Source organism: Paenibacillus aceris (assembly GCF_017874035.1).
GTDB classification, from domain to species: Bacteria; Bacillota; Bacilli; order Paenibacillales; family NBRC-103111; genus Paenibacillus_E; species Paenibacillus_E aceris.
On record NZ_JAGGKV010000016.1, the window covers coordinates 18,320 to 33,048 of the forward strand.

Annotated in this window: 17 protein-coding genes; all 17 read left to right on the top strand. The window is 48.6% G+C overall.

The window, feature by feature from the left end:
• The first annotated feature begins 7 nt into the window (after window positions 1-7).
• Window positions 8-235, top strand: coding sequence for a F0F1 ATP synthase subunit C (gene atpE / locus J2Z65_RS24255; RefSeq protein WP_167055274.1), 228 nt, complete (start codon window positions 8-10; stop codon window positions 233-235).
• A gap of 76 nt (window positions 236-311) precedes the next feature.
• Window positions 312-797 carry a F0F1 ATP synthase subunit B gene (atpF, locus tag J2Z65_RS24260; RefSeq protein WP_167055272.1) on the top strand — a complete coding sequence of 162 codons (486 nt, stop codon included), beginning with the start codon at window positions 312-314 and terminating at the stop codon, window positions 795-797.
• The gene (locus J2Z65_RS24265; RefSeq protein WP_167055269.1) at window positions 794-1,327 is read left to right on the top strand and encodes a F0F1 ATP synthase subunit delta; all 534 of its coding nucleotides are present in this window, start codon (window positions 794-796) and stop codon (window positions 1,325-1,327) included. The genes atpF and J2Z65_RS24265 overlap by 4 nt, the downstream gene beginning before the upstream one ends.
• Window positions 1,328-1,360: 33 nt before the next feature.
• On the top strand, window positions 1,361-2,875 hold the full coding sequence (gene atpA / locus J2Z65_RS24270) for a F0F1 ATP synthase subunit alpha (protein WP_167055266.1): 1,515 nt from the start codon (window positions 1,361-1,363) through the stop codon (window positions 2,873-2,875).
• A gap of 130 nt (window positions 2,876-3,005) precedes the next feature.
• Entirely contained in the window at window positions 3,006-3,863 is an 858-nt protein-coding gene (gene atpG, locus J2Z65_RS24275) for an ATP synthase F1 subunit gamma (RefSeq protein WP_167055264.1), read from the top strand.
• Window positions 3,864-3,912: 49 nt separating this feature from the next.
• Window positions 3,913-5,310, top strand: coding sequence for a F0F1 ATP synthase subunit beta (atpD, locus tag J2Z65_RS24280; protein ID WP_167055261.1), 1,398 nt, complete (start codon window positions 3,913-3,915; stop codon window positions 5,308-5,310).
• Window positions 5,311-5,356: 46 nt separating this feature from the next.
• Complete coding sequence (locus J2Z65_RS24285; protein ID WP_167055258.1) at window positions 5,357-5,761, top strand: F0F1 ATP synthase subunit epsilon; 405 nt, start codon at window positions 5,357-5,359, stop codon at window positions 5,759-5,761.
• A 226-nt stretch (window positions 5,762-5,987) separates the two neighbouring features.
• Window positions 5,988-6,353 (top strand): NADH-quinone oxidoreductase subunit A, encoded by a 366-nt coding sequence (locus J2Z65_RS24290; protein WP_127453506.1) that lies wholly within the window; start codon window positions 5,988-5,990, stop codon window positions 6,351-6,353.
• The gene (locus tag J2Z65_RS24295; RefSeq protein ID WP_127453417.1) at window positions 6,338-6,856 is read left to right on the top strand and encodes a NuoB/complex I 20 kDa subunit family protein; all 519 of its coding nucleotides are present in this window, start codon (window positions 6,338-6,340) and stop codon (window positions 6,854-6,856) included. The genes J2Z65_RS24290 and J2Z65_RS24295 overlap by 16 nt, the downstream gene beginning before the upstream one ends.
• Window positions 6,853-7,659, top strand: coding sequence for an NADH-quinone oxidoreductase subunit C (locus tag J2Z65_RS24300; RefSeq protein ID WP_167055255.1), 807 nt, complete (start codon window positions 6,853-6,855; stop codon window positions 7,657-7,659). The genes J2Z65_RS24295 and J2Z65_RS24300 overlap by 4 nt, the downstream gene beginning before the upstream one ends.
• Before the next feature lie 3 nt (window positions 7,660-7,662).
• Window positions 7,663-8,763 (top strand): NADH-quinone oxidoreductase subunit D, encoded by a 1,101-nt coding sequence (locus tag J2Z65_RS24305; protein WP_167055252.1) that lies wholly within the window; start codon window positions 7,663-7,665, stop codon window positions 8,761-8,763.
• Window positions 8,763-9,767: an NADH-quinone oxidoreductase subunit NuoH gene (gene nuoH / locus J2Z65_RS24310; protein WP_167055249.1), complete on the top strand. Its 1,005-nt coding sequence runs from the start codon at window positions 8,763-8,765 to the stop codon at window positions 9,765-9,767. The genes J2Z65_RS24305 and nuoH overlap by 1 nt, the downstream gene beginning before the upstream one ends.
• Before the next feature lie 133 nt (window positions 9,768-9,900).
• Entirely contained in the window at window positions 9,901-10,353 is a 453-nt protein-coding gene (gene nuoI / locus J2Z65_RS24315) for an NADH-quinone oxidoreductase subunit NuoI (protein WP_167055246.1), read from the top strand.
• Entirely contained in the window at window positions 10,346-10,876 is a 531-nt protein-coding gene (locus J2Z65_RS24320; RefSeq protein WP_167055243.1) for an NADH-quinone oxidoreductase subunit J, read from the top strand. Before nuoI ends, J2Z65_RS24320 begins: the two co-directional genes overlap by 8 nt.
• 2 nt (window positions 10,877-10,878) lie before the next feature.
• On the top strand, window positions 10,879-11,190 hold the full coding sequence (gene nuoK / locus J2Z65_RS24325) for an NADH-quinone oxidoreductase subunit NuoK (RefSeq protein ID WP_145668556.1): 312 nt from the start codon (window positions 10,879-10,881) through the stop codon (window positions 11,188-11,190).
• Window positions 11,191-11,205: 15 nt separating this feature from the next.
• Window positions 11,206-13,113 carry an NADH-quinone oxidoreductase subunit L gene (gene nuoL, locus J2Z65_RS24330; RefSeq protein WP_167055240.1) on the top strand — a complete coding sequence of 636 codons (1,908 nt, stop codon included), beginning with the start codon at window positions 11,206-11,208 and terminating at the stop codon, window positions 13,111-13,113.
• Window positions 13,103-14,725: a complex I subunit 4 family protein gene (locus J2Z65_RS24335; protein ID WP_167055238.1), complete on the top strand. Its 1,623-nt coding sequence runs from the start codon at window positions 13,103-13,105 to the stop codon at window positions 14,723-14,725. Before nuoL ends, J2Z65_RS24335 begins: the two co-directional genes overlap by 11 nt.
• Window positions 14,726-14,729 lie beyond the last annotated feature (4 nt).

A 14,729-nucleotide genomic window follows, 5' to 3' on the forward strand; every position in this document is an offset into this window, starting at 1 on the left:
TTTATCAATGGGAGCAATAGCATTAGTAGCAGCAGGTATCGTATTCGGTTTAGGAGCACTAGGTGCAGGTATTGGTAACGGTTTGATCGTAGGTCGCGCTTTGGAAGGTATTTCCCGTCAACCAGAACTACGTGGTACGCTTCAAACAACTATGTTTATCGGGGTAGGTCTAGTAGAGGCAATGCCGGTCGTTGCATTGGTACTTGCGTTCATCTTTATGGGAAAAGCAGGCTAATAAATCGTTCGGCGGGGATGGCCACAGGCCACCACGCCTTCGTTTTGCCCACGTTATCAGAAGGGAGTGACGTTACTTGCATATTGAATGGTCCACATTTTGGATTCAACTTATCGCGTTCTTAATTTTATACGTGCTACTTTCCAAGTTTGCGTTCGGCCCTCTGTTCGGCATGATGGAGAAACGCAGACAGTTGGTTAAAGATCAAATCCAAACAGCTGAAGCAAGCCGTAAACAAGCCGATCAACTGTTAGAGGAACAAAAGCAAGCTCTGCAACAAACACGCAAGGAAGCTTATGAAATCATTGAGCAAGCGAAACAAACAGGCTCTAAACAAGCGGATGAAATCGTTCGTGCAGCTGGAGCAGAAGCAGCTCGTCTGAAAGATGAAGCTTTGAAAGATATCGAGAACGAGAAGAACAAAGCGGTTGCCGCACTTCGCAGCCAAGTTGGCGCGATGTCCGTTCTGATTGCCTCCAAAATTATTGAGAAACAAATCGATGAAAAGTCACAAGAACAATTGGTTGAGCATTACCTCAAAGAGGTAGGAGGCAACGTATGAGTGACATCGTCGTAGCGAAGCGTTATGCCAGAGCTCTTTTTGAAGTAGCAAAGGATAAGGGAATCATTTCCCAAGTCGAAGAAGAGCTGAAATCTGTAGCTAGTGCGATTAGGGACAATGCAGACTTGCAGAAGTTCCTGAACCATCCGAATATCGGGACGACCGTCAAAACGGACCTGCTGAAGCAGATTTTTGAGGGCAAAGTTTCCGAACCGGTGTGGAACACGCTGCTGGTCTTGATTGATAAAGGAAGACAAGCGATTCTGTCCGCTCTTGTGAGCGATTTTGCAAAGATTGCGGATGAGGCGCTTGGACAAGCGAGTGCAACGGTTTATTCTGCTTTTGCGTTGACAGAAGCTCAACAAGCGGAAATTGCATCACATTTCAGCAAAGTTACGGGAAAAACAATTCGCGTTGCGAGTGTTGTTGAGCCTAAGTTGCTCGGCGGCATCCAAGTGCGTATTGGTGACCGTTTATATGATGGAAGTTTGGCAGGCAAGTTAGACCGCCTATCCAAAGCTTTGGTTTAAAAACAAGCACTGTAAGAATAGGGGTGACGTTCGTTGAGTATCAAACCTGAAGAAATCAGCTCATTGATTAAACAACAGATTGAAAACTATAAATCCGATATGCAAGTGGTTGACGTAGGTACAGTCATTCAAGTCGGGGACGGTATCGCTCGTGCTCATGGTTTGGAAAACGTAATGGCAGGCGAACTGCTTGAGTTTTCAAATGGCGTTTTGGGCTACGCGTTTAACCTTGAAGAAAGCAACGTAGGTATCGTTATTCTCGGACCTTACAAAGATATCCGTGAAGGCGATCCAGTAAAACGCACAGGACGTATCATGGAGGTTCCTGTAGGGGAAGCTCTGCTCGGCCGTGTCGTTAACTCCTTGGGTCAACCAGTCGATGGTCAAGGTCCAATTGCTACAACAGAATTCCGCCCTGTAGAGAACATGGCTCCAGGCGTTATGGCTCGTAAATCCGTTCATGAGCCAATGCAAACTGGTATCAAAGCGATTGACGCGATGGTTCCAGTTGGCCGTGGTCAACGTGAGTTGATCATCGGTGACCGTCAAACAGGTAAAACAGCGATTGCGATCGATGCGATCCTGAACCAAAAAGGCAACGGCGTTAAATGTATCTATGTTGCTATCGGTCAAAAACAATCCACAGTCGTAGGCGTTGTTGAAAAACTTCGTGCTGCGGGCGCTTTGGAATATACAATCGTTGTAACAGCATCTGCTTCCGAGCCTTCACCAATGCTTTGGTTGGCTCCATACTCAGGCTGTGCAATGGGCGAGTACTTCATGTACAAAGGCGAGCACGTATTGATCGTATACGATGACTTGTCCAAACAAGCCGCTGCATACCGTGAGTTGTCCCTCTTGCTGCGTCGTCCACCAGGTCGCGAAGCATACCCAGGTGACGTATTCTACTTGCACTCCCGTTTGCTGGAGCGCGCTGCGAAATTGAACGATGAGCTAGGTGGCGGTTCGATTACTGCACTTCCTTTCATTGAGACACAAGCGGGCGATATCTCCGCATACATTCCAACGAACGTAATTTCGATTACGGACGGTCAAATCTTCCTTGAGTCCGACCTGTTCTACTCCGGTCAGCGTCCAGCGGTTAACGTTGGTAACTCTGTATCCCGTGTAGGGGGCTCCGCTCAAACGAAAGCAATGAAAAAAGTTGCCGGTACACTGCGTGTAGACTTGGCTCAATACCGTGAGCTTGCTGCATTCGCAGCGTTCGGATCCGATCTTGATAAAGCAACAAAAGCCCGCCTCGATCGCGGGGTTCGCACACTCGAAATCTTGAAGCAAGGCGTGCATCAACCGCTTTCTCTTGAGAAACAAGTTTGCTCCCTGTACACGGTCGTTAAAGGCCACCTAGATGACATTCCAGTACAAGACGTTACTCGTTTTGAAGCCCAATTCTTGGCTTACCTGGAAACCAATCGTTCGGAAATTTTGAACAGCATTCGTGATACCAAAGATATTACTGCGGATAACGACAAAGCGCTGGTTGATGCAATCAACACGTTCAAAAAGAGCTTCGCAGTTTCTGAATAAAATTTGAATACCTGAGCTTTTCCTCATGAAAAGCCAGGTACTCCGTTTATGCCTGAGATTGGGTGTAAGTTGCCTGAGATCAGGCCTTCGAATGAAGGCTTTCCAAAGCCTCAAAAGAGAGGTGACAGGTATGGCAAAAGGAATGCGCGAGATTAAGCGCCAAATCAAATCGACACAAAACACGAAGCAAATTACGCGCGCGATGGAAATGGTCGCAGCAGCGAACTTGCGTCGAGCTCAGCAAGCTGCGGAAGCGGCTCGTCCTTACTCGGATAAGCTGAAAGAAGTAGTTGCTAGCATCGCTGCAGGCTCCAAAGGTGTGAAGCATCCAATGCTGCAAACTCGCGATGTGAAGAAAACCGCTTACTTGGTTATCACTTCGGATCGTGGTTTGGCTGGAGGCTACAACGCGAACGTATTGCGGAAGGCTATGACGGAGATTCGCGAAAGACATCAATCCGCGTCGGAATATGCAGTTTTTGTAATCGGACGTAAAGGTAGCAATTTCTTCAAGAAACGCAATGTCCAGATCGTTCAAGAAGTTACAGGACTTCCGGATTCTCCGAAGTTCTCGGATATTAAATCAATAGCGGCTTCTGCAGTTGCTAATTTTGAGAATGGCTCGTACGATCAATTGTTCTTGGTGTACAACAAATTCCAAAATGCAATCAGTCAGATACCAACCATGGTTCGCTTGCTTCCTATGGAGGATGTAAAAGGTGCTTCAACGGCTAGTTACGAGTATGAGCCGTCAGCGGAAGGCGTTCTAGAAGTGCTGCTGCCTAAATATGCGGAAACGATTATTTACAGCGCAGTATTGGAAGGTAAAGCAAGTGAGTTCGGAGCGAGAATGACAGCGATGAACTCCGCAACGAAAAATGCAACGAAGATGATCAGCAGCTACACATTAGCATACAACCGTGCACGTCAAGCTGCCATTACGCAAGAAATTGCGGAAATCGTCAGCGGCGCGAACGCGAACGCTTAATTGATAAAACGCCTCGTTTAGAGGCGAAGCTTTTCTTAGGAGGGAAACCATGAGCAAAGGGCGCGTTGTGAATATTACAGGGCCTGTCGTCGACATTGAGTTCGGACGCGGACAACTCCCTGAAATTCTGAATGCAATCAAGATTGAAAAAAATGAAGGCGGACAATCGGTTACGATTACGGTTGAAGCGGCGGTTCACCTTGGTGACAACCTCGTTCGTTGCGTAGCGATGTCTTCCACGGACGGACTTGTGCGTGGCGCTGAAGCTACTGACACAGGAGTTCCAATTACTGTACCTGTAGGCGCAGCAACATTGGGTCGCGTGTTCAACGTAGTTGGAGATCCTATCGACGGTATCGAAACGGTTGACCGTACATTGACTAGTCCAATTCATAAAGAAGCTCCTGCTTTCGAGAACTTGTCCACGAAATCGGAAGTTCTTGAAACAGGTATTAAAGTTATTGACCTTATGGCTCCTTACGCAAAAGGTGGTAAAATCGGTCTCTTCGGCGGTGCGGGTGTAGGTAAAACCGTAACGATGCAAGAGTTGATCCACAACATCGCGCAAGAGCACGGCGGTATCTCCGTTTTCGCAGGCGTTGGCGAGCGTACTCGTGAAGGTAATGACCTTTACCACGAGATGAAAGACTCCGGCGTTATCGAGAAAACAGCGATGGTATTCGGTCAAATGAACGAGCCTCCTGGTGCGCGTCTTCGTGTTGCCTTGACTGGTTTGACAATGGCTGAATATTTCCGTGATGTTGAAGGCAGAGACGTTCTTCTGTTCGTCGACAACATCTTCCGTTTCACACAAGCAGGTTCCGAGGTTTCGGCTTTGCTTGGTCGTATGCCATCTGCGGTAGGTTACCAACCGACTTTGGCTACAGAAATGGGTCAATTGCAAGAGCGTATTACATCCACGAAAAAAGGTTCCGTAACATCGATTCAAGCGATTTACGTTCCTGCGGATGACTATACGGATCCAGCTCCAGCTACAGCGTTCGCTCACTTAGACGCGACAACGAACTTGGAGCGTAGTATCGCGGCTGCGGGTATTTTCCCAGCGGTAGATCCACTTGCTTCCTCTTCCCGTATCTTGACGCCAGAAATTTTGGGCGAAGAGCACTATAAAGTAGCACAAGGTGTTAAACAAGTTCTTCAACGTTACAAAGAGCTTCTGGATATCATCGCGATCTTGGGTATGGATGAGTTGTCCGATGAGGATAAACTGGTTGTTACCCGTGCGCGTCGTCTCCGTCTGTTCTTGTCTCAGCCGCTTCACGTTGCTGAGCCGTTCAACGGTTTCCCGGGCTTGTATGTTCCATTGAAAGAAACTGTGCGCAGCTTCAAAGAAGTTCTTGAAGGTAAGCACGACAACCTTCCTGAAGTAGCGTTCCACAACGTAGGTACGATTGAGGACGCAATCGAGAAAGCGAAAACGCTGTAAGGTTACCTTTGGTAAACTTCGCGTTAGCTGAGGAAGGAGAATCCAAGTGAGTACATTCCTACTTGAAATTGTTACTCCTGAGCGCAAAGTGTACGCTGAACAAGTGAACATGGTTGTGGCAAAGGGTGTTGCAGGGGAGCTTGGGATTCTGCCGAACCACATTCCACTCGTGACTCCACTAAAAATCAGCTCGATTACTGTGAAGAAGCAGGGCTCCAAAGACGAGATCATCGCAGTGAACGGCGGTTTTATGGAAGTGCGTAAGGACAAAGTGGTTATACTGGCGGAAAGCGCCGAGCTGCCAGAACAAATCGATGTGGATCGTGCGAGAGCAGCGAAAGAACGTGCGGAGAAACGTCTTGCGGAATCTAAGCAAGATAACGTTGATTTCAAACGTGCGGAAGCCGCTTTGCAAAGAGCATTGAACCGGATCAGCGTATCCGGCAAATAATAGATTCAAAAAGCGAAGGAACTCCGGTTCCCTCGCTTTTTTTATACGTTTGAGTAATTTATGATAATTATGGAAAATCTACTCACTAGGTATGAAAAAAGGGGGGCTTGGAATTAGTCATCGACGCCCAAAAGGACTTTTGGTATAATATTGAAGGTGAATATTACCAAATGGAAATAGGTGAATATCAAAAGTAAATAGGAATGGAGGCGGTTACATTCAGATGATGTATACAAATAACTATGTAATCGTAGCGATTTTTCTAGGGTTAGGTATTTTCCTCCCGGTGGCAGCGCTTACGATAGGCAAATGGTTAAGGCCTAGTAAACCCGTCGTGGAGAAATATACGACGTATGAGAGTGGGAACGAGCCTGTAGGTGAGGGACAAATCCGGTTTAACATTCGATATTATTTATTTGCTTTGATGTTTGTCATCTTTGATGTAGAGACTGTGTTCCTGTATCCATGGGCTGTGGCTTTTAATCAGCTTGGATTGTTCGCCTTAGTGGAAATGTGTATTTTTGTAGCCTTGCTAGCCATAGGATTAATATACGCTTGGAAGAAGAAGGTGCTGCAATGGACTTCAGTTTAGAGTCGATATCCCCAGAAGAACGTGAAGAGTTGAACCGCAATGTCTTTATGACGACACTGGAGCAAGTGAAAGCTTGGGCTCGCAGTAATTCGCTTTGGCCATTAACATTCGGTCTTGCTTGTTGTGCCATTGAAATGATGGGTACGGGCGGATCCCATTATGATTTAGACCGTTTCGGAGTCATCTTCCGTACGTCTCCTAGGCAATCTGATGTGATGATTGTAGCAGGGACAGTTACGAAGAAAATGGCTCCTTTGCTGCGCCGTCTTTACGAGCAGATGCCTGAGCCGAAGTGGGTTATCGCTATGGGCTCTTGCGCGACAGCTGGAGGTCCATACGTGAAGTCGTATTCCGTTGTCAAAGGCGTCGATCAAATTGTGCCGGTTGATGTATACATACCGGGGTGCCCGCCTAATCCCGCAGCACTTATTTATGGAATCAACAAGCTTCAGGAGAAGATTCGCTATGAAGCGAAGACCGGTAAGCAGGTGATTAATCGATGAGCGAGGATAAGAAGCCGGAGGAGAAGGTCGAGCAGACTGCTTCTTCGGAGGAGACGAAGCCTGAGGGCAGCGCAGAGCTTACTGCCGAAGAGAAAGCAGCGGAGCGCGCCGCGGCGAGAGCCGCCCGCTTAGCCGCGAAGGCAGCAGCTGCTGAGCAGGCGGGCGAGCCCGCGCCTGCAACGGCCCCCCCTGCGGAGGCTAGCGCAGCAGGGGATGACGAGAAGGCGGCCAAAGCACAAGCCGCCGCAGAGGCACGCGCAGCGCGAGCCAGCGCGCGCGGAGCGAAGACGGACGCGGCGGAGCCTGCCGCGCCGAAAGAGCCTTCGCCGAACCAGCCGCTGTTGGACCGGCTGGTGGCGATCTTGAAAGAAAGCGCCGGCGAAGAGGCCGTCGTCGATAGCTTCATCAACGAAAGGGACGCGCATCGCCCTTACGTGGTTATTCACAGCTCCCGCTGGCAGGAGGCTGCGGTGACGCTGCGCGATCACGAAGAGCTGCGCTGCGACTACTTGCGCAATCTCTCCGGCGTGGACCAAGAGACGCACCTGGAGGTGGCGTATCATCTGCTTTCCCTTACCCACAAACGAGAGTACTGTGTGAAGGTGAAAACAGACCGGGATCAGCCAAGCATCCCTTCGGTTTCGCCTGTGTGGCCGACCGCGAATTGGAATGAGCGGGAAGTCTTTGACCTGCTCGGGATTGACTTCCCGGGGCATCCCAACCTAGTACGGATCATGATGCCTGACGATTGGGTCGGCCATCCACTGCGCAAAGATTACGAACCGCTTGACCCGGAGGTGTAGCATTTGTTACGGACAGAAGAGCTCCTGCTAAACGTTGGTCCTCAGCATCCAAGTACGCACGGCGTATTTCGCGTAATTGTGAAGTTGGATGGAGAGATCATCAAAGAAGCTATACCCGTTATGGGCTATCTACATAGAGGAACAGAGAAGCTGGCTGAGAACCTGAGTTACACGCAAATTATTCCTTATACAGACCGCATGGATTACGTGTCTGCTATGACGACGAACTATGTGCTCGTTCATGCCGTTGAGAAAATGATGGGGTTGGAAATTCCGGAACGCGCCGATTTTCTTCGCTTAATTGTGATGGAGCTTCAGCGCATCGCTTCTCATATGGTTTGGTGGGGAACGTATTTGCTGGATATAGGCGCAATGAGCCCATTCTTATTCGCTTTCCGCGATCGGGAAATTATCATTGACCTATTCAATGAACTCTGCGGAGCTCGTTTAACTTACAACTACATGCGTGTAGGTGGGGTAAAATGGGACGCTCCGGACGGTTGGATCGATAAAGTCAAGAAATTTATCCCTTATATGTACGGTAAATTAGAAGAATATCACACCCTTGTATCTGGAAACGAAATTTTCCTTTCTAGGATTAAGGGAGTAGGTAAATATGACGCTGATACAGCCATTGCGTATGGCCTTAGCGGCGCTAACTTAAGATGTACAGGTGTAGATTGGGATATCCGCAAAACGCAGCCCTACAGCCTCTACAATCGCTTTCAGTTCGATGTGCCTGTACGAAGCGGCGGCGATTGTTATGATCGCTATCTGCTGCGTATGGAAGAAGTGAAACAGTCCTTGCGCATTTTGGAGCAAGCGGTGGCACAGTTCCCGGAACAAGGCGAAACGATGGGCAAGGTGCCTAGGGTGATTCGTCCTCCGGAAGGGGAAGTGTATGCCGCAATTGAGTCCCCACGCGGAGAAATCGGCTGTTATATTATTTCCCGAGGCAAGCAAGAGCCATTCCGTCTGAAATTCCGCAGACCGTCCTTCGTAAATTTGCAAATACTGCCTAAGCTCCTGATCGGTGAATCGATGACCAATCTGATTACGATACTGGGCGGCATCGATATTGTCGTTGGGGAGGTGGATGCCTAATGGTAAATTTGCTGGAAGAGAGTCTGACGTGGACGAACTTCTTTGTTTTCCTTTTCTGGGGCATCGTCATGCTGCTGCTGGTTCTTGGCTTCGTAACGTATGCCATCTATTTTGAGCGGAAGGTCATCGGTTGGATGCAGCTGCGGATCGGACCGAACCGGACAGGGCCGTTAGGACTTCTGCAGAGCGTCGCAGACGTGCTTAAACTCCTAATTAAAGAGGATACCATTCCGAAGAAAGCGGAGCGCGAGCTGTTCATTTTGGCGCCTGTCATTACCTTCATTCCTTCTTTTACGATTATCGCGGCAATCCCGTTCTCAGATCGTATGTTTAATGCGAATTTGAATGCCGGACTGCTATATTATGTCGCTCTTACGGGGATTTCCACCATTGGGATTATCCTTGGGGGCTGGGCATCTAATAACAAATATGCACTGCTTGGCGGTATGCGATCGGCAGCGCAAATGATCAGTTACGAGGTACCGCTTGTCATATCCGTGATCGGTGTCATTATGATGACTGGCAGCTTGAATCTGCATACCATTGTTGACCACCAAGCGGGGGGCTTCTGGCATTGGAATTTCATCCCTCAGATTCTAGGCTTCATCATTTTCGCCATTGCGGGTGTATCTGAGCTTAACCGAACGCCTTTTGACTTGCCGGAAGCAGAGTCCGAGCTTGTTGCAGGCTATCACGTGGAATACAGCGGTTTCCGATTTGCTTTTTTCATGCTATCGGAGTACGTATACGTGTTTATTATTGCTTCATTAACGAGCCTGATTTTCTTAGGCGGATGGCATTCACCATTCCCATTCCTTGATTTTATTCCGGGGATCCTCTGGTTCCTGCTGAAGTTCTCCCTTGTCGTGTTCGTCCTGTTCTGGCTGCGCGCGACGCTGCCTAGGGTGCGGATTGATCAGCTCATGGGATTCGGCTGGAAAGTGCTGCTGCCATTGGCGTTGGTCAATATGCTGGTGACGGCGATCATTATGACTATCTTTTAGCAAGTCCATGCTTACGATGCAAGTTTCCTACGGAAACTCCAAGCCTATGCTTACGAAGTCAGTTTTGCTAAAGCAAAACTCAGTTAATGCTTACGATGCAAGTTTCCTACGGAAACTCTAAGGAGTGAAACGAATGAAGGGCATAATGAAAGGCCTAGGCGTAACGTTGAAAAGCATGACACAGAAAAAGATCACGTACGCATACCCTGACGTCCCTCTTAAAATGCCGGATCGTTTTCGCGGTATTCAACATTTTGACCCAGAGAAATGCATTGTGTGCAATCAATGTGCGCGTATTTGCCCGACGGAGTGCATTACGCTCACGGGTAAAGCGAATCCTGACCCCGAGAAAAAGGGCAAGGTTATTGATACGTACGACATTAATTTCGAAATCTGTATATTGTGCGACCTTTGTACAGAGGTATGTCCAACGGAAGCGATCGTGATGACCAATAATTTTGAGCTTAGTTCGTATAGCCGTGATGATCTTTTCAAAAATTTGGAATGGTTGAATGAAAACAACCAAAATATTCGCCAGGAGAATAACTCGGCCATGCCAAAAGGGGGGGCCAAAAAAGATGTTTAACGGAATTGGTGACTTCCTCTCAAGCGGTTCAAGCTGGGCTTTCTTCATTTTTGCCCTACTTGCCATCGGCGGAGCGATCTTCATGATTTCCTTTACCAAAGTCGTCCATATGGTCATTGCTGTTGCTCTTACATTCATTAGCTTAGCAGGGCTGTATATCATCCTTGAAGCGGAATTTGTCGCTTTTGTTCAGGTACTGATCTATGCCGGAGCCATATCGATCCTCATGATTTTCGGCATTATGATGACAAAGCACAGACAAGAGGAAGAAGAAGAGCCTAGACGCCCTTGGCATGAGGGTTTGGCGATTATTGGAGCACTTGGCTTGTTCGGGGTTTTATTTTATGCGATTCAAAAAACGACTTTCGTCTCACAAGGCTCCTTAGATGCCGGCAAAGACAATACGTTAGAAATCGGCAAGCTGCTTTATAACGAACATGTGATTCCATTCGAAATCATGTCCGTGCTGCTGACGGTGGCCTTCATTGGCGCTATCGTCGTCGCGAAGAGAGAGGAGGATTAGCGATGGGTAACATTATTACTCCCTATCTCACACTGGCTGCAATCCTGTTCTGCATCGGCCTATACGGCGCATTAACGAAGAAAAATGGGGTCATTGTTCTGCTGTCTATCGAGCTTATGCTCAATGCAGTGAACTTAAATTTGATCGCGTTCTCCAAGCTTGGAGATCATCCAGCGCTGACAGGTCAAATTTTCTCGCTCTTCAACATTACGATTGCAGCTGCTGAAGCGGCGGTCGGGATTGCGATTCTCATTACAATTTACCGCAATAAAGGAACAGTAGATGTAACGGATTTGGATTCTATGAAGCGCTAGGAGGCTAACAAGGATATGGTATCGGACTATTCACAGTACGCCTGGCTCATTCCGTTGTTTCCGCTGATTGCTTTTCTAGCGCTTACGGCTATGGGACGTCAATTAAAAGACTTAGGCATTTATATCAGTATTTTCGCGATGTTTGCATCATTTATCGTGGCTGTATTGATATTTATTGAACGTATTGGCGGTAAAGTTGAGGATTACACGTGGGATAAGCTTAATTGGCTGCAGGTAGGCGATTTCACCTTGAATATGGGGTTTGAGGTCAACAATTTGAATGCCTTGATGCTGGTCATCGTCACGCTGGTTTCTCTACTCGTCAATATTTACTCAAGAGGCTATATGAAAGGCGACGAGCGAATCCATGTATTCTTTGGTTATATCGCTTTGTTCTCCTTCTCCATGCTAGGACTCGTCATTTCGGAAAATATGTTAGAGCTCTACATTTTCTGGGAAATTGTAGGGGTATGTTCCTTCCTGCTAGTCGGTTTCTGGTATTTCAAGCCAGAGGCGAAGGCTGCAGCGAAAAAAGCGTTTATCGTCACCCGGATTGGGGACGTTGGGCTGTTTCTTGGCATCCTGCTGCTTTATTGGTATATGCCTGGGCATGCACTTGATTTCACATCTATACATAATGCTTTTACGACGGGCAAAATCGACCCGACGATCGTCACCTGGATTGCCGTGTTGATCTTCATCGGAGCGATGGGAAAATCAGGCCAGTTCCCGCTGCACACTTGGTTGCCGGACGCTATGGAGGGTCCAACGCCAATTAGTGCGTTGATCCACGCAGCAACAATGGTAGCGGCTGGGGTTTACTTAGTAGCGCGTACATTTGATATTTTCCACGCTTCACCGGATGCTTTGACGGTTGTTGCCTATGTGGGCGGCTTTACGGCTATCTTTGCAGCGACGATTGGGATTGCGCAGAATGATATCAAACGCATTCTCGCTTACTCCACCGTAAGTCAACTCGGCTATATGATGATGGCGCTTGGAATCGGCGTCTCGTACACGTCGGGCATGTTCCATTTATTCACGCATGCTTTCTTTAAAGCGCTGCTTTTCTTGGGCGCCGGCAGTGTGATTCACGCTGTCCATACACAGGATATCAACGAAATGGGCGGACTGTCCCGCAAAATGAAAATTACAACCTGGACATTCGCCATCGGAACACTGGCACTCTCGGGTATTTTCCCTTTCGCCGGGTTCTGGTCGAAGGATATGATTTTGACGGAAGCCTACGAGCATAACCAGCTGCTGTTCTGGGTTGGCGTGATTGCGGCTTTCTTCACAGCGTTCTATATGTCCCGCCTCTTCTTCTTGGTTTTCATGGGCTCGCCCAGAGGCAAAGCTAATGCGCATAACGATCATGATCATGCCCATGAGCCGCATGAATCTCCGTCCACGATGACGACGCCATTGATTATACTGGCCGTACTCGCAGTGGTCGCGGGGTTTGTCAACACACCGTTCAACGAATGGCTTGGCCACTGGCTAACGGGTCAGGATCATGACGAGAAAGCCAACTGGATCGTCATTATTTTATCAACACTCGCTGGGCTGCTTGGTATTGGTCTTGGATACCTGATCTACCTGAAACGTTCCATTCCACGCGATGTGGTTTCGGGCAAGCTGCCATGGCTGTATACGCTGCTGAACCGCAAATATTTTGTGGATGAAATCTATGACGGAATCTTCGTCAAGCCGCTGCGCGGATTAGGATGGATTCTCGAACTGATTGATGTGTATATCATTGATGGTATCGTGCGGTTAGTCGCCTTTACGGTGGTCGGTCTCGGTCGTCTGGGCTCCCGTCTTCAAAATGGTCAAATGCAGACCTACGGTGTCATCATGATTCTAGGGATGCTGATCTTGGCGCTCGCCATCGCAGGAAGGAGGTTCATCCATGCCGGCTAATTTACCTATACTAAGTTTGATCGCTTTCTCACCTTTGCTCGGCGTGCTGGTCCTGCTCTTCATTCGAAGCGACCGAGGCCGTTTAATTAAAACGATCGGTATCGTCACGACACTGATTCCGCTTATTTTGGCGGCATGGTTGTACGCTGATTATAATTTTCAAGGAGACCCTATTCAGTACAAAGAACAGCTGGACTGGATTAAGGTCCCGCTGAACCATGAGGGCATTCAACAAATCACTTCTTATTTCTTTGAATTTAAATACAGCGTAGCGGTAGACGGAATTTCATTGCCACTCGTATTTTTAACGGCCCTTGTGTCGTCGATGGCGGCCCTAGCCTCGGTTTATATCAAAAAACGCTGGAAGTCGTACTTCATTCTATTCCTGCTGCTGGAAACCGGCATGTTCGGCGTCTTCATGGCCCAGGACCTGTTCTTGTTCTTCTTGTTCTTCGAAATTACGCTCGTACCGATGTTCTTCCTGATCGGAATATGGGGGTATATGAACAGAGAGCAAGCGGCCAATCGCTTTCTTCTCTACAATGGACTCGGCTCGGCAATTATGCTGATCGCGTTTCTCATTCTCGTCAGTACGGCTGGTTTCAACCAAGATCCGTCTCAGACAGAGGCTATCATTTATTACAGCGGAGATATTCATACGATTGCTCATAATCTGCTGCAAGATCCGGCCGCTTATGTGAATCAAGAAGGCTCCCCGTTCTTCCTTAGCGCAGCTATGAAGTGGACCGTGTTTATTATGCTGCTGGTCGCCTTTGGCATTAAGCTGCCGATCTTCCCGTTCCATACGTGGATGCTGAAAGTACATACAGAGGCTCCGCCTGCTGTTGTCATGATTCACTCCGGTATATTGCTGAAAATGGGTGCCTACGGACTTATTCGCTTCGGCATCTTGTTCTTCCCGGCGGAGGCGAAGCAGTGGGCCTGGATGCTGGCGCTTCTAGGCGTCATCAATATCGTGTACGGCGCCATTCTTGCGATGGTCCAAAAAGACTTTAAGCTCGTGCTGGCCTACTCGAGTATTAGCCATATGGGCATCGTCCTGCTCGGTCTCGCCGCATTTAATGTGTCGGGCCTGCAAGGAGCCGTGTTCCAACTGATTTCACACGGTTTGATTTCGGCCCTGATGTTCTTGCTCGTCGGCAGCATCTACGAACGGACGAACACCACCGAGCTCGATCGTCTGGGCGGTCTCGCAACGACGGTTCCCTTCATCAGCGGGATTCTGCTGATTGCGGGGATGGCATCCCTCGGATTGCCAGGCTTATCCGGCTTCATCAGTGAGTTCCTCGCGTTCCTCGGACTCTTCGAGACACACCGTGTGTACGCGATCATTGGTACACTGGGGATCATTCTCGCAGCGGTTTACGTGCTGCGCGGGGTGCTGAACATCACGTTTGGCCCGAAGCAGCCAACTTTGGTTCTGCAAGGTATACGCGACGCCCGGTTAATCGAGGCGGTGCCGATGATTACTCTGGTGGCGTTTATCCTCTTGCTTGGGGTTTATCCAAGCGTGCTGAGCCAGCCGCTTCAGCAAACGATAGGCAGCTTGGATCAATTGATCCAGAGCGTTGCCGGGAAGATAGGAGGTTAGTCCG

Excerpts from the sequence above, each read along its gene's own strand:
- atpE (WP_167055274.1), top strand. The coding sequence starts at position 8 with ATGGGAGCAATAGCATTAGTAGCAGCAGGTATCGTATTCGGTTTAGGA.
- J2Z65_RS24265 (WP_167055269.1), top strand. The coding sequence starts at position 794 with ATGAGTGACATCGTCGTAGCGAAGCGTTATGCCAGAGCTCTTTTTGAA.
- atpG (WP_167055264.1), top strand. The coding sequence starts at position 3,006 with ATGGCAAAAGGAATGCGCGAGATTAAGCGCCAAATCAAATCGACACAA.
- atpD (WP_167055261.1), top strand. The coding sequence starts at position 3,913 with ATGAGCAAAGGGCGCGTTGTGAATATTACAGGGCCTGTCGTCGACATT.
- J2Z65_RS24290 (WP_127453506.1), top strand. The coding sequence starts at position 5,988 with ATGTATACAAATAACTATGTAATCGTAGCGATTTTTCTAGGGTTAGGT.
- J2Z65_RS24295 (WP_127453417.1), top strand. The coding sequence starts at position 6,338 with ATGGACTTCAGTTTAGAGTCGATATCCCCAGAAGAACGTGAAGAGTTG.
- J2Z65_RS24300 (WP_167055255.1), top strand. The coding sequence starts at position 6,853 with ATGAGCGAGGATAAGAAGCCGGAGGAGAAGGTCGAGCAGACTGCTTCT.
- nuoH (WP_167055249.1), top strand. The coding sequence starts at position 8,763 with ATGGTAAATTTGCTGGAAGAGAGTCTGACGTGGACGAACTTCTTTGTT.
- nuoI (WP_167055246.1), top strand. The coding sequence starts at position 9,901 with ATGAAGGGCATAATGAAAGGCCTAGGCGTAACGTTGAAAAGCATGACA.
- J2Z65_RS24320 (WP_167055243.1), top strand. The coding sequence starts at position 10,346 with ATGTTTAACGGAATTGGTGACTTCCTCTCAAGCGGTTCAAGCTGGGCT.
- nuoK (WP_145668556.1), top strand. The coding sequence starts at position 10,879 with ATGGGTAACATTATTACTCCCTATCTCACACTGGCTGCAATCCTGTTC.
- nuoL (WP_167055240.1), top strand. The coding sequence starts at position 11,206 with ATGGTATCGGACTATTCACAGTACGCCTGGCTCATTCCGTTGTTTCCG.
- J2Z65_RS24335 (WP_167055238.1), top strand. The coding sequence starts at position 13,103 with ATGCCGGCTAATTTACCTATACTAAGTTTGATCGCTTTCTCACCTTTG.